General features: G+C 75.1%; 18 protein-coding genes. 3 read left to right on the top strand and 15 right to left on the bottom strand.

Features of this window, described 5'->3' with window-relative positions; genetic code table 11:
• Nucleotides 1-28: 28 nt before the first annotated feature.
• Both ectA and GV126_RS08760 read right to left on the bottom strand, forming a co-directional pair.
• Complete coding sequence (gene ectA, locus GV126_RS08765) at nt 29-568, bottom strand: diaminobutyrate acetyltransferase (RefSeq protein WP_159664211.1); 540 nt, start codon at nt 566-568, stop codon at nt 29-31.
• Between the two features lie 621 nt (nt 569-1,189).
• Nucleotides 1,190-2,290, bottom strand: coding sequence for a pyridoxal-phosphate-dependent aminotransferase family protein (locus tag GV126_RS08760; protein WP_159664209.1), 1,101 nt, complete (start codon nt 2,288-2,290; stop codon nt 1,190-1,192).
• A 149-nt stretch (nt 2,291-2,439) separates the two neighbouring features.
• Between GV126_RS08760 and GV126_RS08755 the strand changes: the two genes are divergently transcribed.
• Together GV126_RS08755 and GV126_RS08750 are read left to right on the top strand one after the other, a co-directional pair.
• The gene (locus tag GV126_RS08755) at nt 2,440-3,537 is read left to right on the top strand and encodes an amidohydrolase family protein (protein WP_159664207.1); all 1,098 of its coding nucleotides are present in this window, start codon (nt 2,440-2,442) and stop codon (nt 3,535-3,537) included.
• 250 nt (nt 3,538-3,787) lie between these two features.
• Complete coding sequence (locus GV126_RS08750) at nt 3,788-4,711, top strand: SCO1860 family LAETG-anchored protein (RefSeq protein ID WP_159664205.1); 924 nt, start codon at nt 3,788-3,790, stop codon at nt 4,709-4,711.
• Nucleotides 4,712-4,881: 170 nt separating this feature from the next.
• Here the strand turns inward: GV126_RS08750 and cobC are convergent, their stop codons facing one another.
• From cobC to cobM, 6 genes are read right to left on the bottom strand one after another with little or no spacing between them, the layout of a single operon-like run.
• Entirely contained in the window at nt 4,882-5,946 is a 1,065-nt protein-coding gene (cobC, locus tag GV126_RS08745; RefSeq protein WP_159664203.1) for an Rv2231c family histidinol phosphate aminotransferase CobC, read from the bottom strand.
• Entirely contained in the window at nt 5,936-6,868 is a 933-nt protein-coding gene (locus GV126_RS08740; RefSeq protein WP_159664201.1) for a sirohydrochlorin chelatase, read from the bottom strand. Before GV126_RS08740 ends, cobC begins: the two co-directional genes overlap by 11 nt.
• Nucleotides 6,865-7,470 (bottom strand): precorrin-8X methylmutase, encoded by a 606-nt coding sequence (locus GV126_RS08735; protein ID WP_159664199.1) that lies wholly within the window; start codon nt 7,468-7,470, stop codon nt 6,865-6,867. The genes GV126_RS08740 and GV126_RS08735 overlap by 4 nt, the downstream gene beginning before the upstream one ends.
• Complete coding sequence (gene cobJ / locus GV126_RS08730; protein WP_159664197.1) at nt 7,467-9,179, bottom strand: precorrin-3B C(17)-methyltransferase; 1,713 nt, start codon at nt 9,177-9,179, stop codon at nt 7,467-7,469. The genes GV126_RS08735 and cobJ overlap by 4 nt, the downstream gene beginning before the upstream one ends.
• Nucleotides 9,176-10,432, bottom strand: a complete 1,257-nt coding sequence (gene cbiE, locus GV126_RS08725; protein WP_159664195.1) for a precorrin-6y C5,15-methyltransferase (decarboxylating) subunit CbiE — start codon at nt 10,430-10,432, stop codon at nt 9,176-9,178. Before cbiE ends, cobJ begins: the two co-directional genes overlap by 4 nt.
• The gene (cobM, locus tag GV126_RS08720; RefSeq protein WP_159664193.1) at nt 10,429-11,247 is read right to left on the bottom strand and encodes a precorrin-4 C(11)-methyltransferase; all 819 of its coding nucleotides are present in this window, start codon (nt 11,245-11,247) and stop codon (nt 10,429-10,431) included. Before cobM ends, cbiE begins: the two co-directional genes overlap by 4 nt.
• Nucleotides 11,248-11,351: 104 nt before the next feature.
• On the opposite strand from cobM, the gene GV126_RS08715 reads away from it, so the two are divergent.
• Nucleotides 11,352-12,083 (top strand): ZIP family metal transporter, encoded by a 732-nt coding sequence (locus GV126_RS08715; protein WP_159664191.1) that lies wholly within the window; start codon nt 11,352-11,354, stop codon nt 12,081-12,083.
• Nucleotides 12,084-12,148: 65 nt separating this feature from the next.
• Here the strand turns inward: GV126_RS08715 and cobI are convergent, their stop codons facing one another.
• From cobI to GV126_RS08680, 7 genes are read right to left on the bottom strand one after another with little or no spacing between them, the layout of a single operon-like run.
• On the bottom strand, nt 12,149-12,880 hold the full coding sequence (cobI, locus tag GV126_RS08710) for a precorrin-2 C(20)-methyltransferase (RefSeq protein WP_159664189.1): 732 nt from the start codon (nt 12,878-12,880) through the stop codon (nt 12,149-12,151).
• Nucleotides 12,877-14,226, bottom strand: a complete 1,350-nt coding sequence (locus tag GV126_RS08705) for a cobyrinic acid a,c-diamide synthase CobB (RefSeq protein ID WP_159664187.1) — start codon at nt 14,224-14,226, stop codon at nt 12,877-12,879. Before GV126_RS08705 ends, cobI begins: the two co-directional genes overlap by 4 nt.
• The gene (gene cobO / locus GV126_RS08700; protein WP_159664185.1) at nt 14,220-14,819 is read right to left on the bottom strand and encodes a cob(I)yrinic acid a,c-diamide adenosyltransferase; all 600 of its coding nucleotides are present in this window, start codon (nt 14,817-14,819) and stop codon (nt 14,220-14,222) included. The genes GV126_RS08705 and cobO overlap by 7 nt, the downstream gene beginning before the upstream one ends.
• On the bottom strand, nt 14,819-16,822 hold the full coding sequence (locus tag GV126_RS08695) for a putative cobaltochelatase (RefSeq protein ID WP_159664183.1): 2,004 nt from the start codon (nt 16,820-16,822) through the stop codon (nt 14,819-14,821). The genes cobO and GV126_RS08695 overlap by 1 nt, the downstream gene beginning before the upstream one ends.
• Complete coding sequence (gene cobN / locus GV126_RS08690) at nt 16,819-20,472, bottom strand: cobaltochelatase subunit CobN (protein WP_159664181.1); 3,654 nt, start codon at nt 20,470-20,472, stop codon at nt 16,819-16,821. The genes GV126_RS08695 and cobN overlap by 4 nt, the downstream gene beginning before the upstream one ends.
• Nucleotides 20,469-21,980 (bottom strand): cobyric acid synthase, encoded by a 1,512-nt coding sequence (locus tag GV126_RS08685; RefSeq protein WP_159664179.1) that lies wholly within the window; start codon nt 21,978-21,980, stop codon nt 20,469-20,471. Before GV126_RS08685 ends, cobN begins: the two co-directional genes overlap by 4 nt.
• Complete coding sequence (locus GV126_RS08680) at nt 21,977-23,056, bottom strand: cobalamin biosynthesis protein (RefSeq protein ID WP_159664177.1); 1,080 nt, start codon at nt 23,054-23,056, stop codon at nt 21,977-21,979. The genes GV126_RS08685 and GV126_RS08680 overlap by 4 nt, the downstream gene beginning before the upstream one ends.
• Nucleotides 23,057-23,131: the final 75 nt, after the last annotated feature.

Below are 23,131 nucleotides of genomic sequence, written 5' to 3'. Positions count from 1 at the left end.
TTCCGGAAGATCGGGGGTGGGCCGGGGCTCAGCGGGTGAGCGGGCCGATGCGGTGGAGGACCTCGGGGTCGTGCGGGCCGTCCGGGAACTGCTCGGTCCCGAACAGGACCTCGCGCTCGACCGGGGCGCCGTGGCGGGCGGCGAAGGAGGCGAACAGCCGCTCGGAGGCGGTGTTGCCCGGGGTGACGGTGGTCTCCAGGGTGGTCAGCCCGCGCTCGGCGGCGACCCGGGCGGCCAGGGCGTCCAGCATGCGGGCGGCCAGACCACGGCCGCGGTGGGCGGCGTCGACCGCGACCTGCCAGACGAGGAGGGTGTGCGGGCGGTCGGGCCGCACGTAGCCGGTGACGAACCCGACGACCTCGCCGTCGGCGTCCCGGGCGACGGCGGAGGTCGCGGCGAAGTCGCGGCACCACAGCAGATAGCTGTACGAGGAGTTCACGTCCAGCGTTCCTGAGTCCTTCGCCAGCCGCCACAACGCGGCACCGTCGGCGGTGGTGGGGCGATCGATGGACACGGCATCCGGGATTTCCGAAAGGTCGGTTCGCAGGTCTGCTTGTGCGGCAGTCATGCGAATTGAACTTACCGAGCCGAATTCAAAAATGCATCGCCCTGAGGTCTTACATGGACCGGCATCATGTGTTATCGCGCGGGCGCGCGGTCGCGCGACGGGGTGGCGCGATGTGGGGGTTTGCCCGTTCATTACTGGACAAAAAGGTCGGCTTTGTGGAGTGCGTCACAGTGATGTAAGCCACTCGACTCGACCAGAATTACGTCTCCGGGCGTTCGCGAAATCTTTGCGTTTAGGGTCGGGAGAAGCGGGCAGAAGAAGACGGGAAGCTATCCGAATTGAATTCCCGGAATTGCCATGTTTTCACGTCCCGGCAACTCCGTCGACCTTCTCCGGGAGAATGTCGGCGGTTCCCTTGTGCCGGGCACGCCCCCCGCTCGCATGCACTCCGTACTCGCACCCCCCGCACCCTCCCCTCCGCCCCGCCCGCGGGCCGCCGGCCGTCCGTCCGCCGGCGGACCGCGGGCCGTCTGTCCGTCGGCGGACCGCGGGCCGTCTGTCCGTCGGCCGTCCGTCCGTCCGTCGGTCGGCCCCCTCCCGGCAGCGACAGGCCCCCGGGTGCCCATGGCTGCCCGGGGGCCGTTGACCTCACCTGCGCGAGCGGGCCGTTCGGCCCGCGGGCTACTGCCAGACCTCGGCGACGGCCCGGCGCGCGGCCTCCACGTCCGGCTTCGCGCCGCACTCGGCCAGGGCGGCGCCCAGCGCCACCAGGCTCGCCTCGACCGCCTCCCGGGTCGCGTCCGGACCGTAGTGGTTGACCCGGATCATCTCCTCGGCCAGCGCGCCGCCGCCCGCGGCCAGCGGAAGCGCGCCGTCGCCGGCCAGCGCACGGGCCACCAGGTCCGAGGCGGCGATGCCCTCGGGCGCGCGCAGCGTGGTCGCGACCGGGGCGGCCTCGGACGCCTGGCGCACGTACGGCTCCAGGCCACCGCCCAGCGCCCGCGCACCCGCCCGGGTCGCCGCCGCGGCGGCCCGGTGGCGGGCCATCACCGCGTCCAGGCCGTCCGCCTCGATCCGCTCCACGCACGCCTCCAGGGCGAGCATCTCCAGCTGGGCCGGCGCGTGCAGCAGCGCCCGGCGGCCGCCGTCGATCCAGCGCTCCTTCCAGTCCAGCAGGGACAGGTAGGAGCGGCGCGGCGCGTGCGGGTTGGCCGCCATCCGCTCCCAGGCGCGCTCGCTCACGGACACCGCCGACACCCCGGCCGGCCCGCCCATCGCCTTCTGCGCGCCGATCACGCACAGGTCCACGCCCCAGGCGTCCGGCAGCACCGGCTCCGCGCCGATCGCGGCCACCGAGTCCAGGTAGAACAGGGCGCCCTGCTCGCGCACCACCTCGCCGATCTCGGCGACCGGGTTGGTGTTGCCGGTCGCCGCCTCGGCGTGCACCAGCGAGACGAAGTCGATCTCCGGGTGCTCGGCGAAGGCCGCGCGGACCTGGTCGGCGGTGACCGCCGTGTGGTACGGCACCGACAGGTCGTACACCGTCGCGCCGCAGTCCCGCAGCCAGTTGCCGAACGTCTGCCCGTACGGGCCGGTGATCACGTTCAGCGCGGTCGTGCCCGGACCGGCCGCCGCGCGGATCGCGCCCTCCAGCGGCAGCAGCGCCTCACCCTGCATGATCACGACGTCCTGCTCGGTGGCGAGCAGCCGCGCCACCCGGTCCTCGATCGAGGCGAAGCGGGCGGCGCTCAGCGGGGCGAGGTCCAGGAACGGGTGCGTCACGGCGGTGCTCTCTTCTCGGTTCGGGCCGGCTCGGTTCGGATCGGCGCGAGGTCGACGGCATCGAGCGTAACCGGCGCCCCTGACGCCCCGTGCACCGGAGCCGGGCAGGCTCTGGCCGCACCGCGCCAGGGCTGTTTAGGGTGCGGTACATGAGCGATCACGCGGTGCTGCACGTGAAGGGGCGGGTGCTCACCGGCCCGAAGGACGACGCGGGCAGGGACGAGCTGTGGGTGGTCGGCGGCCGGATCACCTACGATCGCCCGGCCGCCGCCAGGGACGTGCGGACCGTCGAGGGCTGGGCGCTGCCCGGCCTGGTCGACGCGCACTGCCACGTCGGCCTGGACGCGCACGGCCCGGTCCCCGACGACGTCTCCGAGAAGCAGGCGCTGACCGAGCGCGAGGCCGGCGCCCTGCTGCTCCGCGACGCGGGCTCGCCCTCCGACACCCGCTGGATCGACGACCGCGACGACCTGCCCAAGATCATCCGGGCCGGCCGGCACATCGCCCGCCCCCGCCGCTACATCCGCAACTACGCCCACGAGATCGAGCCCGAGGACCTGGTCGCCCACGTCGCCCGGGAGGCGCGGCGCGGCGACGGCTGGGTCAAGCTGGTCGGCGACTGGATCGACCGGGATCTGGGCGACCTGTCGGCCTGCTGGCCGCGCGAGGCCGCCGAGGCGGCGATCGCCGAGGCCCACCGCCTCGGCGCCCGCGTCACCGCGCACTGTTTCGCCGAGGACTCCCTGCGCGACCTGGTCGAGGCGGGCATCGACTGCATCGAGCACGCCACCGGCCTGACCGAGGACCTGATCCCGCTGTTCGCCGAGCGCGGCGTCGCGATCGTCCCCACCCTCGTCAACATCGCCACCTTCCCCGACCTTGCGGCCGGCGGCGAGGCGAAGTACCCGCGCTGGTCGGCGCACATGCGCCGGCTGCACGAGCGCCGCTACGACACCGTCCGCGCCGCGCACGACGCCGGCATCCCGGTGTACGTCGGCACCGACGCCGGCGGCGGGCTCGCCCACGGCCTGGTCGCGGGCGAGGTCGCGGAGCTGGTCACGGCGGGCATCCCCCCGGTCGAGGCGCTCTCGGCCACCACCTGGGCGGCCCGCGCCTGGCTCGGCCGCCCCGGCCTGGACGAGGGCGCCCCGGCGGACCTCGTCGTCTACGAGGCGGACCCGCGCACGGACGTACGGGTCCTGGCGGGGCCGCGACGGGTGGTGCTGAACGGCCGGATCGTCGCGTAGCGGGCTCCGGTGGCCGCGCGCCCGGTCGCGTGCGCCGGTGCGGCCACCCGCGTGGGCTCCCTGCGGTGGCCCCTGCGGTCACCCGTCAGGGGCAACAGGAGGGACGGCTGGGAACACCCGTGCCGAAAGAATCGAAAACCAGCCCGGAAACCCCACGAAAGGGTGAAGTGACGCTGGATCGCTGACCGTTCACTCTCCGTGCGTAATCCTTGCGGGGTCCCGAGCACTCACCCCTGGGGGGTCCCACACCGTGAACGGTCATCATTTCCGCCTGCCCGCGCGCCGTTGCGCCACCGCCGCCGCGGCCACCGTCCTGGCCGCCGGCCCGGTGACGCTGGCCGGCGCGGGCTCCGCCCACGCGACCGCCGACCACGGCCGCGCGAGCGCCTCCGTCCTGCGCACCGGCCTCGACGTGTCCCTGCTCAACAAGACGGTGGACGTGCCGCTCGCCGTCTCCCTCAACGAGGTCCAAGCGCCGCGCAGCGCCGAACGGACGGCACTGACCGCCCGTCTCGACGGCGTCGACGGCGGCAAGCCGTTCAGCGTGCTGCGCGCGGACGTGGCCAAGTCGGTCGCGACGACGTCGGCGACCAAGGCCGAGGGCGGCGTCGACCTCGCCCACGCCCGCATCCACGTCCCCGGCCTGCCCCTGCTGTCCCTCATCGAGGTCGACCAGGTCACCTCCCGGGCGACCTGCGAGGCGGGCAGGACCCCGGTCGCGACGAGCAACGTCCTGGGCGCCGTGACCGTCCTCGGCAAGAAGGTGACACTCACCTCCGGCGGTACGACCGACGTCACCGTCCCCGGCGTCGGCGAGGTCCGCCTGGACCTCTCCCACCGCGAGACCACCTCCCGCACGGCCGCGGCGACGGCCCTGCGGCTGAAGGTCTCCGTCAACCCGCTGAAGCTGAACGTCGCCGAGGTCGAGGGCACCCTCACCCTCGCCGAGGCCACCTGCGAGTCCCCGACACCCCCGGCCGAGGCCGAACAACCCGCGGCCACCCCCACGCCCACTCCGGCCGCCGACGTCGAACCCCAGGGCGCCCGGGCCGACAAGCCCGACCTGGCGGAAACGGGCGGCAGCTCCACGACCCCGTACCTGGCGGCCGGTTCGGCCGTCCTGCTGGCGGCGGGCGGCGGCGCCTTCGCACTGGCCCGCAGGCGCAAGGGCTGACCGGCCCGAGGGGGGAGGGCGCCGCACGGCAGTGACGACGCGCGGCGCCCGCGCGGGCGCAGGCGCGACCAGCTATTGCCGAGTGGCTGAGATCCCCCGCGCACCGGACAAGTTCCGAGGGCTGGGATCGCAGCGCAACCAAGGGCGGTGCAGGCATGGTTGACGTCGCGTCAGGTTGTCTCTCGTGCCGAGACCAACGCCACCCTCAGCGCCTCCAGGAACCCGTCCACCGTCCTTTGGTCCCGCACCGCGATCCGCAGCCAGTTCGCGTCCAGGCCGGGGAACGTGTCCCCGCGCCGGACCGCGTAGCCCAGGTCGCGCAGGCGGTGGCGTACCGCCGCCCCGTCCGGGACGCGGGCCAGGACGAACGGGCCCTCGGGCGGTCCGGCCACCTGGATCCCGTGACCGGCCAGGCCCGCCGCCAGGTGGGCCCGGTCCGCCGTGATGCGTGCGGCCGCCTGCTCCGCCTCGGCCAGCGCGTGCGGGCTCACGCACGCTCGGGCCGCCGCCAGCGCCGGTGTGGACACCGGCCACAGCGGCTGGGCCCGCTCCAGGGCGGTGATGGTCTCCGGGGCGGACAGGACGTAGCCGATGCGCAGGCCGGCCAGGCCCCACGTCTTGGTCAGGCTGCGCAGCACCACCAGGCCGGGGAGGTCCGTCCGGCCGGCCAGGGCCTCCCGTTCGCCCGGGACCGCGTCCATGAAGGCCTCGTCGACCACCAGCGTCCGCCCCGGCCGGGCCAGGCGCGCGAGCGTCGCCGCCGGGTGCAGCACCGACGTCGGGTTCGTCGGATTGCCGATCACCACCAGGTCCGCGTCCTCGGGAACGGCCGCCGGGTCGAGGCGGAAGCCGTCCTCCGCGCGAAGCAGCACCCGGTCGACGGTGTGGCCCGCGTCCCGCAGTGCCGCCTCCGGCTCGGTGAACTGCGGGTGGACCACCACCGGCCGGCGTACCTTCAACGCCCGGGCGAGCAGCACGAACGCCTCCGCCGCGCCCGCCGTCAGCAGCACCCGCTCCACCGGCAGCCCGTGCCGCGCCGCCACCGCCGCCCGCGCGGCCCGCCCGTCCGGGTAGGCCGCGAGGGACGACAGGGAGGCCGCGATCTCCTCGCGCAGCCAGTCCGGAGGCGTGTGGGCGCGGACGTTGACGGCGAGGTCGACCAGCGCCGCCCCGTCGTCGCGCACCTCCGCGTCCCCGTGGTGACGCAGGTCAGGCCCGGTGTCCTCAGTGCGCATGGCTGTGCGAGTGCTCCCCGTGATGGTGGTGGCCGTGGCCGTGCCCGTGGTGGCCGTCGTCGTCCGGGTGGAAGTGCGGCTGCTGCGGCAGCCCCACCTTCTCCTCGAAGCCCGGCAGCGCGATCCGGTACACGCACGAGTCGCAGTTCATCCGCAGGTCGCCCTTCACCGCCTCCTCGTACCGCTCCAGCACCAGGTCCAGCAGCTCCGGCTCCGGGCCGATGACGTCCGCCGACCGCACCTCCAGGCCGGGGTGCGCGGCGGCCCACTCCTGGGTCTGCCGCCGCACCCGGTCCGGCAGGATGCCGGTGAAGAGGAAGTAGGGGAGCACGACGATCCGGCGGGCGCCCAGCCGCGCGCACCGCTCCAGGCCGCTGGGCACGTCCGGCGCCGCCAGCGACACGAACGCCGTCTCCACGCCCGCGTACCCGCGCCCCTCCCACAGCAGCCGGGCCGCCTTGAACACCTCCGCGTTGGCGTCGGGGTCGGTCGAGCCACGGCCGACCAGGAGCACGGTCACGTCGGAGCGGTCCTCGGCCGTACCCTCCAGCGCCTCCTCCAGCCTCCGCTCCAGCACCCGCAGCAGCGCGGGGTGGGGGCCCAGCGGACGGCCGTAGGTGTACGAGATCCCCGGGTGCCGCTCCTTCTCCCGGGCCAGCGCCGCCGGGATGTCGCCCTTGGCGTGCCCGGCGGACACCAGCATCAGCGGTACGGCCGCGAACCGGCGCACGCCCCGCTCCACCAGTTCGGTGACGGCCTCGCCCAGCGGCGGCGGGGACAGCTCGATGAAGCCGCCCGCGACGGCCAGATCCGGCCGGCGCTGCCCGAGCCGCCGCACGAAGTCGCGGAACGCCTCGGCTCCGGCGTCGTCCCGGGTGCCGTGGCCGGCGATGAGCAGGGCGGGCGGCGTCGGGGTGGTCACAGGGTCTCCTCGGAGGAATCGGACGGATCGAGCGAAGCGGGGTGGTACAGCAGGGCGTTCAGCGCGGCCGCGGCGACCGCCGAACCGCCCTTCTCGGACACGTTGCTCACGGCGGGCAGCCCGCTCGCGCGCAGCGCGGCCTTGGACTCGGCCGCCCCGACGAAACCGACGGGCAGACCGATGACGAGCGCGGGGGAGGCGTCCAGCGTCAGCAGTTCCTCCAGGGCGGTCGGCGCGCAGCCGATCACCCACAGCGCGCCGGGGCCGACCTGTTCGTAGGCGAGGCGGATCGCGTGCGCCGAGCGGGTCAGGCCCGGGCCGGACCGGGCGTCCTTCAGGCGGCACACCGTCTCGCGGCGCGTGATGCCGGCCGCGACCATCTCCACGTCCACGACGACCGGCGCCCCGGCGTGCAGCGCCGCGTGCGCCTCGACCAGGTCGTCCTCGTCCGTCACGAGGTCCTCGGCGTAGGCGAGGTCGGCGGAGGAGTGGATGACCCGCTCCACCACGGCCCGGGTCAGCGGCGGCAGATGCGAGGTGTCCAGGCGGGCGCGCAGCCGCCGGAAGGACTCCTGCTCGATGGGGTGGACGACGCGGTTCACTCGGCCTCCTTCGGACGTGTGTCCTGCCAGCGGTAGCCGCGCGGGGTGACCATGCGGCCGGCGATCTCACGGGTCGCGGTGTTGCCCACGGTCACGACCGTCATCATGTCGACCGTCGCCGGGTCGAGGTCCGCCAGCGTCGTGACGCGGCTCGACTCGTCGGGACGGGAGGCGTTGCGCACGACACCGACCGGCGTCGTCGGCGCGCGGTGCCCGGCGAGGATCGCCAGCGCCTTGGGCAGCTGCCAGTCGCGGCCCCGGGAGCGCGGGTTGTAGAAGGTGACGACGAGGTCCGCCTCGGCCGCCGCCCGCACCCGGCGTTCGATGACCTCCCAGGGGGTGTGCAGGTCGGACAGGCTGATCGACACGTGGTCGTGGCCCAGCGGCGCGCCGAGGATCGCCCCGGCCGCGAGGGCCGCCGTGATGCCGGGCACCCCGACCACGTCGATGTCGTCGGAGGCTTCGGCGAGCGCGGGGGAGGCCATGGCGTACACGCCCGCGTCGCCGCTGCCGATCAGGGCGACGGCGTGACCGCGCCGGGCCTCCGCGACCGCCGTGCGGGCCCGTTCCTCCTCCGCGCCGGGCCCCGACTCCAGCACCCGGGTGCCCGGCCGCAGCAGGTCGCGGATCTGGTCGACGTACTGGTCCAGGCCCACCAGGACGGAGGCCCGGCGCAGTTCGGCCTTCGCGCGCGGGGTCAGCAGGTCGCGGGCGCCGGGGCCCAGGCCGACCACCGCGAGCCGTCCGCGCGCGGGCCGCCGTACGACCGCGCAGGTGGCCATCGCCGGGCGGCCGTCCGCCCACCGCGACTTCCGCTTGGGCACGAGGAGTTCACCGCCGCCGGCCAGCGCGGCCGCCTCCGCGACCGACGGGGTGCCGACGGCGGCCAGCGGCGCACCGGAGGGGTTGGGCACCGCCACCGCGGCCAACTCCTGCGCGGGGTACGTCATCAGCGGCACGCCCAGGTGCTCGGCCGCCGCGACGACGCCGGGCTCGTCGGCCTTGGCGTCCACGGTGGCCAGCGCGGCCACCGACCGCGCGGACAGCCCCGCCTCCCGCAGCGCGTCCTCGACCAGGCCCAGCACCTCTTCCGCGGGCGCGCCCCGGGAGGCACCGACGCCGACGACCAGGGTCGGCGGACGCAGGACCACCTCGCGCTCGCCGGGCGCGACCGCCCGGTCCGTCACCCGGACGGTGTACGCCGCCGTCGTCCCGGGCGCCGCGACCGGCAGCGGCGGCAGCGGCCAGGCCACCTCGGCCGCGAGCGCCACCGGCTCCCCGTCCAGCAGGGCCCGCGACACCCCGGCCACGTCGCCCTCCACCGGCAGGTCGAGCGTGTCCAGGCCGGCCATGCCCACGGCGTCCGTCGCCGTCGTCACCACCGGCTCGGCGCCCAGCAGGTCGCCGACCTCGCGGGCGAGCGCGTTGGCGCCGCCGCCGTGCCCGCCGACCAGCGCCACCGCGTACCGGCCGGCCTCGTCCACGCACACCACCCCCGGGTCGGAGGTCTTGTCGCCCAGCAGCGGCGCGAGGAGCCGTACGGTCGCCCCCGTCGCCAGGAAGCACACCAGCTGTGCGCACTCGGCGAACGCGGCGCGCACCGCCTCGCCGACGGGCCCGTCGTACCCCCGGGTGCGGTCCGGCCACGCGGCCGCCACCCGGTCCCGCGCAGCCGCGCCCGCCGCGGTGGCGGAAATCAGGCCGATCACTGAACTACTCCTTCGCTGGACGCCGTGGGACGCTCGCCCCACAGCAGGAACACGGGATTGGTCGCCGCGAGCCGGGTCACGTCCCCCGGCAGCGGCGCAAGCCGGGAGGACTGCAGCAGCACCCCGTCGCAGGTGAGGCCGGCGCCGGTGAGCGCGGCCCGGGCCGCCGGCACCCGGTCGAGGGCGGCCAGGGCGACCACGACGGCGCGCCGGGCGCGCCGCGCGCACGCGGCGACCACGGCGGGCAGCTCCCGCCCCCCGCCGCCGACGAACACCGCGTCCGGGTCGTCGCGGAGACCGGACAGCGCCTCGGGGGCCGTGCCGTGCACCACGGCCACGTCCACGCCGTGCGCGGCCGCGTTGGCGCGCACGCGTTCGGCGCCGTCCGCGGTCTTCTCCACGGCCACCACGGCCGCACCCAGCCGGGCGCACTCCACAGCCACCGACCCCGACCCGGCGCCCACGTCCCAGACCAGGTCGCCCGGGCGCGGCCCCAGCCGGGCCAGGGCCAGTGCCCGCACCTCGAACTTGGTGATCATCGAGTCGCGGTGTGCGAAGGCGTCCTCCGGCAGCGCCCAGCCCGCGGGCCGCGGCGCGGCACCGGCCACCGTTCGCACGCCCCCCAGGGCCCGCGCCTCGTCCAGGCACAGCACCACGTTCACCGCCGTGCCCCAGTCGCGGGCGGCGGCCTCGGCGGGCGTGACCCGTTCGACGCGCTCGCGCCCCGGCTCGCCCAGCGCGCAGGCGACGACCAGCACCCGCTCGCCGCCGGCCGGCTCGGCCAGCGCGGCACCCAGCTCGGCCGGCCCGGCCCCCGGCCCGGTCAGCACGGCGACCTTCGGCCGGGCCCGGCACACGTTGACCGCCCACCGCAGCTCGCGCCCGTGTGCGCTGACCACGACCGCGTCGTCCCAGGGCAGCCCGATCCGGGCGAACGCGGCGGCCACGGAGGACACCCCCGGCCGCACGTCCAGCCGCTCGGGCCCGAACCGCTCGGCCAGCGCCCGCACGATCCCGAAGAACCCCGGATCCCCGGAGGCCAGCACCACCACGCGCCGCCCCCCGCCGAGGTACTCCTCGACGACGTCCAGGGCGGGCGCCAGCGGACCGAGCACCACCCGCTCGGCCCGCTCGGGCAGCGCGGCGGCCTGAAGGTGGCGCCGCCCGCCGACGACGAGGTCCGCGCCGCGCAGCACCTCGGCGTCGTAGGCCGCGCCCGTGCCCGCGCCGACGACCGTGATCTTCGCGGTCATGTGCGCGCGCCCCGGGAGCGCAGGGCCCTGCGGGCCTCGGGGTCGGCCTTGCGGTAGCCGTGGAAGTGGCCCGGGTGGTACAGGTGCGAGCGCGTGCCGTGCGCGTCGAGCGCCGGACCGACCAGGAAGAGGGTGTGCTTCCAGAGCTTGTGCTCCTTGACGGTCTCCTCCAGCGTGCCGATCGTGCACTTCACGATCAGCTCCTCCGGCCAGGTCGCCTGGTAGGCCACCACGACGGGCGTGGTGGTGGGGTAGCCGCCCTCCAGCAGCTCGCGCACCAGCTGGCCGCTGCGGGCCGCCGACAGGAAGATCGCCATGGTGGTGCCGTGCCGGGCGAACTCGCGGACCTCCTCGCCGGGCGGCATCGGCGTCTTGCCGCCGCCCAGCCGGGTCAGCACCACCGACTGCGCCACCTCGGGAATGGTCAGCTCGCGCTGCGCGAGCGCGGCCACCGCGGAGAACGACGACACCCCGGGCACGACCTCCGTGGCGATCCCGATGCGCGCGCACCGGTCCAGCTGCTCCTGCGTGCCGCCCCACAGTGCCGGGTCGCCGGAGTGGATGCGGGCCACCTTCAGGCCCTCGGCGTGGGCGCGCTCGTAGACGGCGACGACGTCCTCCAGGGACATGGTCGCCGAGTCCAGGACCTCCGCGTCCGCACGCGCGTGCGCGAGCACCTCCGCCTGGACCAGGCTGGCCGCCCAGATCACCACGTCGGCCTCGGCGATCGCGCGCGCGGCGCGGAACGTCAGCAGGTCGGCGGCGCCGGGGCCGGCACCGACGAAGGTCACCTTGCCGGTGGGGGCAACGGCCATGGGGTCGGATCCTCTCATCGGAATGTCAGGAAATGTCACGGTGTGCGGTGGGTGAGCGGGGGCCGGATGTGCGCGAGGAGGCGTTCATCGGATAGCAAGAGCACATGGCTGTCTTCGTCGCGCTCGGCGCGTTCCTGATGACGCTGGCCGGCGGCTGGACGGCACAGCGCGTGACCGACCGCCGCCATCTGGTCCTCGGACTGGCCGGCGGCCTGATGCTGGGCGTGGTCGGCCTGGACCTGCTGCCCGAGGCGCTGCACGCCGCCGGCCGGGAGGTCTTCGGCGTCCCCGCCGCCCTGCTGCTGTTCGTGGCCGGCTTCCTCCTGGCCCACCTGGTGGAACGCCTGCTCGCGGCCCGGCAGGCCGCGCACGGCGGCGACGAGCACGCCCACCACCGCGCCCCCGAGGTCGGCCTGACGGCGGCGGCCGCGATGGTCGGGCACAGCGCCATGGACGGCGTGGCGATGGGCGCCGCCTTCCAGGTGGGCGGCGGCATGGGCGCCGCCGTCGCGCTCGCGGTCATCGCCCACGACTTCGCGGACGGCTTCAACACCTTCACCCTCACCCGGCTGTACGGCAACGCGCGGCGCAAGGCCCTCGCGATGCTCGTCGCGGACGCCCTGGCCCCGGTGGTGGGCGCGGCCTCGACGTCGTTCGTGTCGATCCCGGAGTGGTTCCTCGGCGGCTATCTCGGCCTCTTCGGCGGCGCGCTGCTCTACCTGGCCGCGGCCGAGATCCTGCCCGAGGCCCACCACGAGCACCCCGCCCGCTCCACCGTGCTGTGCACGGTCGCCGGCGCCGCGTTCGTCTGGGTGGTGGTGGGCCTGGCGGCCTGAGCGCACCGGCCGGCCGGCGCGCGGGGCCCGCCGGCCCGCACACCGCTGACCGCGCGGGGCGCGGCTCACAGCTTCCCGCCCCGCCCGCCCTCGCGCCGGGCGGGCGCGATGAGCGTCGACAGATACGGCAGGGGAGCACCGTCCAGCTCCGCGGCCGGCCGGATCGACTCCTCCGGCAGCCCCAGCGCCGACCCCCACACGGCGTCGCCGAGCCGCCCGCTGTCCCGCAGCGCCTCGGCGACCTCGCGCGCCTGCCGCCCGAACTTGTAGGCGACGACCGTCCCCGGCCCGTTCAGCGCCTCCTTCAGCACGGCCGCACCGGCGGTCACCGGCACCAGCGTCAACGGCTCGGTGCCCTCGGTCAGCACCGCGCCCGAACGGGACGCCAGGTCCTGCATCGCGGTGATGCCGGGCACCGTCTCCACGACCGTGCCGGGCACCAGATCGGCGATCGTCTGCGCGAGGTAGGTGAACGTCGAGTACACGTTGGGGTCGCCGATCGTCGCGAACGCGACCGTGCCGTGCTCCCGCAGCAGCGCCGCGACCCGCTCGCCGGCCGCGTCCCAGGCCGCTTCCCGGCGCGAGCGGTCCGTGCGCTCGTTCAGCGCGAAGACGACCCGGACGACCTTCTGCGCCTCCACGTAGTGCAGCACCGTCGCCTCGGCCCGCCCCCGCTCCCCGGTGTCCATCACGGGCACCACGACGACAGCGGCGGCGCGCAGCGCGTTCACGCCCTTGACCGTCACCAGTTCCGGATCGCCCGGACCGACTCCGACCCCGATCAGCCTGCTGCTCATGACGTCCGGCACCTCTCCACGAACCGACGGGCGACACCGGGCTCGTACGCCCAGTGGGTGTGCAGATAACTCGCGTGCACACCGCCCTGTACAAACCCTTCGCCCCGCCCCGCGGGGGCGCGCAGCCCCCAGGCGGGAGCCGCCCCGGCGCCGGGCTCGACGACCGTGCGGTGGAACTCGTGCCCCCGCATCCGCGTCCCGGCGCCCGCGAGCACGCTGTCGGTGACGGCCACGGCGTCCCGGTAGCCGAGCGTGAGCCGTCCGGTCATCCGCGCGGTGGCGTCCAGCACCCCGCACATCGGCTCGCCGTCCAGCTCCCGGCACAGGTACAGCAGCCCGGCGCACTCGGCGGCGATCGGCGCACCGGAAAGAGCGAGGTCCGCGACCGCCTTGCGCACCGGCTCGTTCGCGGACAGCTCGGCGGCGTACACCTCCGGGAACCCGCCCCCGATGACCAGGCCACGGGTCCCCTCGGGCAACCCCTCGTCGTGGACCGGGTCGAAGGGGACGACGTCGGCACCGGCGGCGCACAGGAGTTCGGCGTGCTCGGCATAGGAGAAGGTGAACGCGGCCCCACCGGCGACGGCGACCACCGGACGCTCGGTCACCGGGGTCACGGGCGCCTCCCACGGCTCGTCCGTCAGCGCCCCGGCACCCCGGGCCAACGCCAGCAGCGCCGGCAGATCGCAGCCGTCGGCGACCTGCGCGCCCATCGCGGCCACGGCCTCGACCGCGGCGGAGTGCCGCTCCGCGACCGGCACCAGCCCCAGATGCCGCGCCGGGGTGTCCACCTGCGCGGTCCGCCGCAGCACGCCCAGCACCGGAACCCCCACGGACTGGAGCGCCTCGCGCAACAACTCCTCGTGCCGGTCCGAGGCGACCTTGTTCAGGATCACGCCCCCGATCCGCACCTCGGGGTCCCAGGTGACGAACCCGTGCACCAGCGCGGCCACCGACCGCGACTGCGAGGAGGCGTCGACCACCAGCACCACCGGCGCCCGCAGCAGCTTCGCCACGTGCGCGGTGGACGCCAGCTCGCCCTGGCCCGCCGCCCCGTCGTACAGGCCCATCACGCCCTCGACGACGGCGATGTCGCACCCGCGCGCCCCGTGCAGGAACAGCGGCGCGATCAGCTCCGGCCCGCACAGGTAGGCGTCCAGGTTGCGTCCCACGCGCCCGGTGGCGAGCGCGTGGTAGCCGGGGTCGATGTAGTCCGGGCCCACCTTGTGCGGGGACACGGCGAGCCCCCGCGCGGCGAACGCGGCCATCAGCCCCGTGGCGACGGTGGTCTTGCCGCTGCCGGACGACGGCGCGGCGACGACCAGCCGGGGAACGGAGGTCACCACTCGATGCCCTTCTGGCCCTTCTGCCCCACGTCCATGGGGTGCTTGACCTTGGACATGTCGGTGACGAGATCGGCGCAGTCCACCAGCTTCTGCGGCGCGTTACGCCCGGTGATCACCACGTGCTGGGTGCCCGGCCGGTCCCGCAGCACCTCGACGACCTCGTCGGTGTCCACCCACCCCCAGTGCATCGGGTAGGCGAACTCGTCCAGCACGTACAGCCGGTACGTCTCGGCCGCCAGGTCCCGCTTGACCTGCTCCCAGCCCTCGCGGGCCTTGGCCTCGTTGTCCATCTGGGCGTCGCGCTGCACCCAGGACCAGCCCTCGCCCATCTTGTGCCAGACGACGCTCCCGCCCTCGCCGGAGTCGCCGAGCACCCGCAGCGCCCGCTCCTCGCCGACCCGCCACTTGGCCGACTTGACGAACTGGAACACCCCGATCGGCCAGCCCTGGTTCCAGGCGCGCAGCGCCAGCCCGAAGGCGGCCGTCGACTTGCCCTTGCCGACACCCGTGTGCACGATCACCAGCGGCCGGTTGCGACGCTGACGGGTCGTCAGCCCGTCGTCCGGAACGACGCTCGGCTGTCCCTGCGGCATTACGCGGCCCTCCTGTCGCCCTGCACGTCCCTGACCAGCCCGGCGAGGGAGTCCGCCCGCAGCTCGTCGAGCGTGACGGCCGTACCGCCGAGCTCACCGGCCAGCTGCCCGGCCAGCCCCAGCCGCACCGGCCCCGCCTCGCAGTCCACGACCACCGAGGCGACACCGTCGGCCGCCAGCAGCCGCGCGGCCCGCCCGGCGAGCGCCACCGGCTCCGGGCCGCCCGTCGCCCGCCCGTCGGTCACCACCACGACCAGCGCCCGCCGCGCCGGATCCCGCAACCGCTCCACCCGCAGCACCTCGTGCGCCTTGAGCAGCCCGGCCGCCAGCGGCGTACGGCCGCCGGTCGGCAGCGACTCCAGGCGCGCGGCGGCGGCGTCCACGGAGGAGGTCGGCGGCAGCGCCACCTCGGCACCGGAGCCCCGGAAGGTCACCAGCCCCACCTTGTCCCGCCGCTGGTAGGCGTCCAGCAGCAGCGACAGCACGGCGCCCTTCACCGCGCTCATCCGCTGCCGCGCGGCCATCGACCCGGAGGCGTCCACCACGAACAGCACGAGATTGGATTCGTGGCCCTCTCGCACCGCCTGCCGCAGATCGTCCCGGCGGACCACCAGGCCCGGCCCGGACCGGCCCCGGGCCCGCTGGTGCGGGGCGGCGGCCTGCACGGTCGCCGCCAGATGCAGCTTGGTCAGCGCGCCCCGCGGCCGACGCGCCCCGGTGGTGCGCCCGTGCTCGGTGCGCGCCCGGGACCGCCGCCCGGCGGCGCCCTCGCCGATCCCGGGCACGCTCAGCACCTTGGCGCGAAACGGTTCGGCGGCGCGAACGGCGGACTGCTCCCGCGCGCCGGACGCCTGCGGCTCGCCGCCCTCACCGGCCTGCGGCTGCGCGGCGGTGCCGCCGTCGCCCTGCGGACCGTCCTCGGGCGCCGGCTGCCCACCGCCGCCACCGGGGCCATCGGGGCCGTCGGGGTCGGGATCATCGTCCGGGGACTCGCCGGAGAACTCCTCCAGCGTGCGGTCGAGCTTGTCCTCGTCGAGCCCGGGCGCGTCGAACGGATTGCGCCGCCGCCGGTGGGGAAGGGCCAGCAGCGCCGCCTGCCGCACGTCCTCGGCGAGCACGTCGGTCCGCCCGGCCCACGCGGCCAGCGCGGTCGCCGTGCGCGCCATCACGATGTCGGCGCGCATGCCGTCCACCTCGAAGGCGGCGCAGGTCGCGGCGATCTGCCGCAGCGCGGCGTCACCGAGCCGCACCTGCGGCAGCAGCTCGCGCGCCGCCACGATCCGCTGCCGCAGGGCGGCCTCCTCGCCGGCCCAGCGGGCGGCGAAGCCGGCCGGATCGTCGTCGTAGGCCAGGCGCCGCCGCACGACCTCCACCCGCTGGTCGGGCTCGCGCGAGGCGGCCACTTCGACGGTCAGCCCGAAACGGTCCAGGAGCTGCGGGCGCAGCTCGCCCTCCTCCGGATTCATGGTCCCCACCAACAGGAACCGTGCGGCATGCCGTACGGAGACACCCTCGCGCTCGACGTAGGAGGCGCCCATCGCGGCGGCGTCCAGCAGCAGGTCGACCAGGTGGTCGTGGAGGAGGTTGACCTCGTCCACGTAGAGGATGCCCCGGTGTGCGTCGGCGAGCAGGCCCGGCTCGAACGCCTTCACGCCCTCCGCCAGCGCCCGCTCGATGTCGAGCGCGCCGACCAGCCGGTCCTCGGAGGCGCCGACGGGCAGCTCGACCATGCGGGCGGGGCGCCGCGCGCCCGGCCCCGGCTCGTGCGGGCCGTCGGGGCAGGACGCGTCCGGCGCGGCCGGGTCGCAGGAGAACCGGCACCCGGGGACGACGTCCACTTCCGGCAGCAGCGCCGACAGGGCGCGCACGGCCGTGGACTTGGCCGTGCCCTTCTCGCCGCGCACCAGCACTCCGCCGACCGCCGGGGAGACGGCGTTCAGCAGCAGCGCGAGGCGCAGGTCGTCCTGCCCGACGACGGCCGTGAACGGAAAGGGGGTACTCACTTCTCGTCGCCCTCCAAGTCGCCTTCCAGCTCCAGATACGCGGCGCGCAGCCGCTCCAGGGTGTCCGCGTCCGGCTCCGCCCACAGCCCGCGGTCCGCGGCCTCCAGCAGCCGCTCGGTGATGCCCCGCAGCGCCCACGGGTTGGACTTCTTCATGAAGTCCCGGTTCTCGGCGTCGAAGACGTACTCGGCCGACAGCTTCTCGTACATCCAGTCGTCCACGACCCCTGCCGTGGCGTCGTACCCGAACAGGTAGTCCACGGTCGCCGCCATCTCGAAGGCGCCCTTGTAGCCGTGCCGCCGCATGGCCGCCATCCAGCGCGGGTTGACCACGCGGGCGCGGAAGACGCGGTGCGTCTCCTCGCCCAGCGTGCGGGTCCTCACCTGGTCCGGTACGGCGCTGTCGCCCACGTACGCCTCGGGGCTCGCCCCCGTCAGGTGCCGCACCATGGCGACCATGCCGCCGTGGTACTGGAAGTAGTCGTCGGCGTCCACCAGGTCGTGCTCACGGGTGTCGACGTTCTTCGCCGCCACCGCGATCCGCCGGAACGCCGTCTCCATGTCGCCGCGCGCCGCCCGCCCGTCGAGGCCGCGCCCGTAGGCGTAGCCACCCCAGACCGCGTACACCTCGGCGAGGTCGGCGTCGGAGCGCCAGTTGCGGGCGTCGATCAGCGGCAGCAGGCCCGCGCCGTACGCGCCCGGCTTGGAGCCGAAGATGCGCGCGGTGGCCCGGCGGCGGTCACCGTGCTCGGCGGTGTCCTCGTCCGCGTGCGCCTTCACGAAGTTCTGCTCGGCGGGCTCGTCCAGCTCCGCCACCGCCCGCACCGCGTCGTCGATCAGCCCGACCACGTGCGGGAACGCGTCCCGGAAGAAGCCGGAGATGCGCACCGTGACGTCGATGCGCGGCCGGCCCAGCTCCTTCAGCGGGACCACCTCGAAGCCGGTCACCCGGCGCGAGGCGTCGTCCCACACCGGGCGGCAGCCCAGCAGCGCCAGGATCTCGGCGATGTCGTCGCCCTGGGTGCGCATCGCGGAGGTGCCCCAGACCGTGAGGCCCACGGACCTCGGGTACGCGCCCGTGTCCTGCAGATAGCGCTGGACGAGGGAGTCCGCGAGCGACTGCCCGACCTCCCAGCTCAGCCGGGACGGAATGGCCTTGGGGTCGACGGAGTAGAAGTTCCGCCCGGTCGGCAGCACGTTGACCAGGCCCCGCGTCGGCGAACCGGACGGGCCGGCCGGGACGTAGCCGCCGTCCAGGGCGCGCAGGATGTGCCCGATCTCGTCCGTGGTGCGGGCGAGGCGCGGTACGACCTCGTCGCAGGCGAACTCCAACACGTCCACCGCGGACGGCAGTTCGTGGCCGAGCACCCGGGTCAGGACGCCCCGCACGGCCGTACGGTCCCAGCCGCGCTCCTCCATGCCCTGCGCGATCCGGCGGCACAGCTGCTCCAGCAGGTCTATCGCGTCGGAGGCGGTGCGGGCCGGCCCGTCCACCAGGTCCGTCAGCTCCACCGGCACCTTCACCGCGGCGCCCGGCTCGGCCAGCAGTTCCTTCTCCACCAGTCCGAAGTGGGCCGCCAGCGCCGCCCTGAGCCCGGGCAGCGCGTCCGCCTGCCCGCCCCACACCTGGGACGCCCGCAGGACCGCCAGCACCAGGTTCACCCGCGGCTCGCCGACCGGTCCGCCGCCCAGGATGTGCAGTCCGTCGCGGATCTGCACGTCCTTGATCTCGCACAGGTAGCCGTCGATGTGCATGACGAACTCGTCGAACGCGTCGTCGTCCGGCTGCTCGTCCACGTGCAGGTCGTGGTGGAGTTCGGCGGCCTTGACCAGGGTCCAGATCTGGGCGCGCACGGCCGGCGCCTTCGCCGGGTCCAGGTCGGAGACGAGGGCGTACTCGTCCAGCAGCTGCTCCAGCTTGGCCAGGTCGCCGTAGGTGTCGGCGCGGGCCATCGGCGGCACCAGGTGGTCGACGACCGTGGCGTGGCCGCGCCGCTTGGCCTGGGTGCCCTCACCGGGGTCGTTGACGATGAAGGGGTAGACGAGCGGCAGGTCGCCGAGGACGGCGTCCGGCGCGCAGCCGCGCGACAGTCCCAGCCCCTTGCCGGGGAGCCACTCCATGGTGCCGTGCTTGCCCATGTGGACGATCGCGTCCGCGCCGAAGCTGTTCTCCAGCCAGCGGTAGGCCGCCAGATAGTGGTGGGAGGGCGGCATGTCCGGGTCGTGGTAGATCGCGATCGGGTTCTCGCCGAAGCCGCGCGGCGGCTGGATCATCACCACGACGTTGCCGAACCGCAGCGACGCCAGCACGATGTCGTCGCCGTCGACGTACAGCGAGCCCGGCGGCTCGCCCCACGCCTCGGTCATCGCGTCCTTCAGCGCGGGGTCGAGCGTGTCGAACCAGGCCCGGTAGTCGGCCAGCGGCACCCGCGCGGGCGCGGCGGCCAGCTGTTCCTCCGTCAGCCACTCCACGTCGTGGCCGCCGGCCTCGATCAGGCGGTGGATCAGCTCGTCTCCGCCGGAGGGGTACTCGGTGAGGGAGTACCCGGCGTCCCGGAGCGCGTCGAGCACCCGCACCGCCGAGGCGGGCGTGTCCAGGCCGACCGCGTTGCCGACCCGGGAGTGCTTGGTCGGGTAGGCGGTGAAGACCAGCGCGATCTTCTTCTCGGCGTTCGGCTTGTGTTTGAGCCGGGCGTGCCGGACGGCGATCCCGGCGACCCGGGCGGCCCGCTCCGGGTCGGCGACGTACACGGGGACGTCGTCCGGTCCCTGCTCCTTGAAGGAGAACGGGACGGTGATCAGCCGCCCGTCGAACTCGGGGATCGCCACCTGCATCGCCGCGTCCATGGGGGAAAGGGCCGCGTCCGACTCCTCCCACGCCGTGCGCGAGGAGGTCAGGCAGAGCCCTTGCAGCACGGGGATGTCCAGGTCGGCGAGCGCGCCGATGTCCCAGGACTCCTCGTCGCCGCCCGCGGACGCCTGCGAGGCGTGCGTGCCGCCGGCCGCGAGCACGGTGGCGACCAGCGCGTCGGCCCGCCCGAGGATCTCGTACAGCCCGTCGTCCGCGCCGCGCAGCGAACCGCAGTACACCGGCAGCGCGTTGGCGCCCTGCGCCTCGATCGCCGCGCACAGGGTGTCCACGAAGGCGGTGTTGCCGCTCAGTTCGTGGGCGCGGTAGAAGAGCACGCCGACGGTGGGGCGGCCGTCGCGGATCTCGTGGGCGCCGTGCACGCCGTACTCCGGCATCGTGCGCGGCTCCGCGAAGCCCTCGCCGGTCAGCAGCACGGTGTCCGACAGGAACCGGGCGAGTTCGGCGAGGTTCTCCGGGCCGCCCTCCACCAGGTACTTCAGCGCCTCGGCCACGACACCGGCGGGCACGCTCGACTCGGCCATCAGCTCCGCGTCCGGCACGGCCTCGCCGCCCAGCAGCACGGTCGGGATCCCGGACGCCTTCAGCGCGGCCAGCCCGTCCTCCCAGGCGCGTTTGCCGCCCAGCAGCCGGACGACCGCGATGTCCGCGCCGTCCAGCAGGGCGGGCAGCTCCTGGCCGACGTCCACGCGCGTGGGGTTGCCGATGCGGTAGCCGGCGCCGGAGGCCCGGGCCGCCAGCAGATCCGTGTCGGCGGTCGACAACAACAACACTGTGCTCATGCGGGCGCTCCCGGGGGGATGAAAGGCAGTCCTTGCGGCGCGCCCGACTCGATGAGCCGCCAGAGCGCGTCGGTGTCCGCGTGCTGTTCGATCAGGTCGCCGAGCCGGTCGAGCTGCTCCTCGCGCAGCGCGGCGAAGGAGGTGTCGGGCGCGGGCACGAAACGGCGGCCCGCGGCGGCCGCCACCTCGCGCAGGAAGGCCCGCCGGAAACCGTCCGACTCCAGCGAGCCGTGCCAGTGGGTGCCCCAGGTCGCGCCCACGCGGCAGCCGTCCAGGAAGGGCTCGTCACCGCCTCGGACGTCGGCGATCCCGTGGTGGATCTCGTAGCCCTCGACCCGCTCGCCGTAGGCCTCGCCGACGGGCCGGGTGAGGGTCTTCTCGCGCGCGAACCGCACCCGCACGGGCAGGACGCCCAGTCCCTCGACGTGCCCGGCGCGGCTTTCCACCTCGTCCTCGATGTGCTCGCCGAGCAGCTGGAAACCGCCGCAGATGCCGAGGACCGGACGCCGCTGGGCGGCTCTTCGCACGAGCGCGTCCGCCAGGCCGCGCTCGCGCAGCCACCGCAGGGCGCGGACCGTGCCCCGGGTGCCGGGGACGACGACGAGGTCGGCGTCCGCCAGTTCCTCCGGGCGGTCCACGAACCGCACCACGACACCCGGTTCGGCCGCCAGCGCGTCCACGTCGGTGAAGTTGGACATCAGCGGGATCGCGCACACGGCGACCCGCAGCACGTCCTCGCCGACCGGGGGAGCGACGGTCGACTCGCGCACGGCGCCCCGCAGCGACACCCTCAGCCCGTCCTCCTCGTCGATGCCGAGGCCGTGCCGGAACGGCAGCACGCCGTAGCTGGGCCGGCCGGTGAGGTCGCGCAGCATGTCCAGGCCGGGCTCCAGCAGCGACACGTCCCCGCGGAACTTGTTGACGAGGAACCCCGCCACCAGCTCCTGGTCCTCACGCGAGAGCAGCGCGACGGTGCCGAAGAAGGACGCGAAGACGCCGCCGCGGTCGATGTCGCCGACGACGAGCACGGGCAGCTTCGCGGCGCGGGCGATGCCCATGTTCACGATGTCGGTGCGGCGCAGGTTGATCTCCGCCGGGCTGCCCGCCCCCTCGCAGATCACCGCGTCGTACGTGCTCCGCAGCTCGGCCAGGCAGTCCAGGACGGTGCCCAGGAGCCGCTGCTGCCGGCCGCCGTGGTAGCCGCGGGCGCTCAGCTCGCCCACCGGCTTGCCCAGCAGCACCACCTGGCTGCTCTGCTCGCCGCCGGGCTTGAGCAGCACCGGGTTCATCAGCGCGGTCGGCTCGATCCGGCACGCCTGGGCCTGCATGGCCTGGGCGCGTCCGATCTCGGCGCCCTCGCGGGTGACGAAGGAGTTCAGGGACATGTTCTGCGCCTTGAACGGCGCCACTTTGACGCCCTGGCGCACCAGCCACCGGCAGATGCCGGCCGTCACGACGCTCTTCCCGGCGTCGGAGGTGGTGCCGGCGACGAGCAGGCCCGCGCTCATGACGTACGTCCCTTCGTCCGGCGGATGCTGAGGAGGGCGCGGCGGCCGCCGAGAGCCGCGCGGCGGGTGCCGGCGGCCGTACGCCGACTGCCCGGGGCCGGGCGGGAGTTGCCCGGGGTGGTGCGGGTGTCGCGCGGGGTCGGGCGGAGGTCGCGCAGGAGCCCCGCGGTGGCGCAGGTGGCGAGCGCGAGCCAACTCACGCGCCGGGAGAGCCGTACGGCCCGTTCGATGTCCGATACCCGTACGGCGCGCCCGGCGGGGTTGAGCACCGGCCGGTGTTCCACGCGCCCCCCGTACGACAACGTGCCGCCCAGCCGCACCCCGAGCGCCCCCGCGAACGAGGCTTCGACCGGACCGGCGTTGGGGCTCGGATGCTTCGCGGCGTCGGCCCGCCAGGCCCGGACGGCCCCGCGCGGATCACCGCCGGCCACGGCGGCGAGGACGGCGGTCAGCCGCGCCCCCGGCCATCCGGCCACGTCGTCGAGCCGGGCCGAGGCCCAGCCGTAGCGGCGGTAGCGCGGCGAGCGGTGACCGACCATGGCGTCCAGGGTGTTGACGGCCCGGAACCCGACGAGCCCCGGCACGCCCACGACCGCGCCCCACACCAGGGCGCCCACCACCGCGTCGGAGGTGTTCTCGGCGACCGACTCCACGACGGCCCGGGCGATCCCGTCGGCGTCCAGGGCCTGCGGGGCGCGCCCGCACAGGGGCGGCAGCCGCGCCCGGGCGGCCTCGACGTCACCGGCCTCCAACGCCCGCCCCACGGCGCGGGCTTCGCGCGCGAGGGAGGGGCCGCCGACCCCGGCCCAGGTGGCCGCGCCGGTCAGCAGGACCGTGGCGACGGGGGAGGGCCGGACGGCGCGCGCGGCGACGGCTCCCAGCGCTACGGCGCCACCGGCGCACAGCGCGGTGTGCAGCGCCCCCCACCCGCGGTGGTCCCGCCACAGCACACGTTCCACGGCGCCGGCGGCCCGCCCGAACACGGCGACCGGATGCCCGCGGCGGGGATCACCGAGGAGCAGGTCACCGAGGAGGCCGGCGGGGGCGCCGGACGCGGAGACGCGATCGGCACCCATGGGCTCAGCCGGGCGCGGGGGCGGGCAGAGAGGCGCTGATGAGCCGGGGTCGGCAGCCGCGCAGGGCGATATGTC

The organism is Streptomyces mexicanus (genome assembly GCF_902506575.1).
GTDB lineage: Bacteria > Actinomycetota > Actinomycetes > Streptomycetales > Streptomycetaceae > Streptomyces > Streptomyces mexicanus.
The sequence above is the reverse complement of the archived record's forward strand: the minus strand, read 5'-3'. Positions and strand labels throughout refer to the sequence as shown.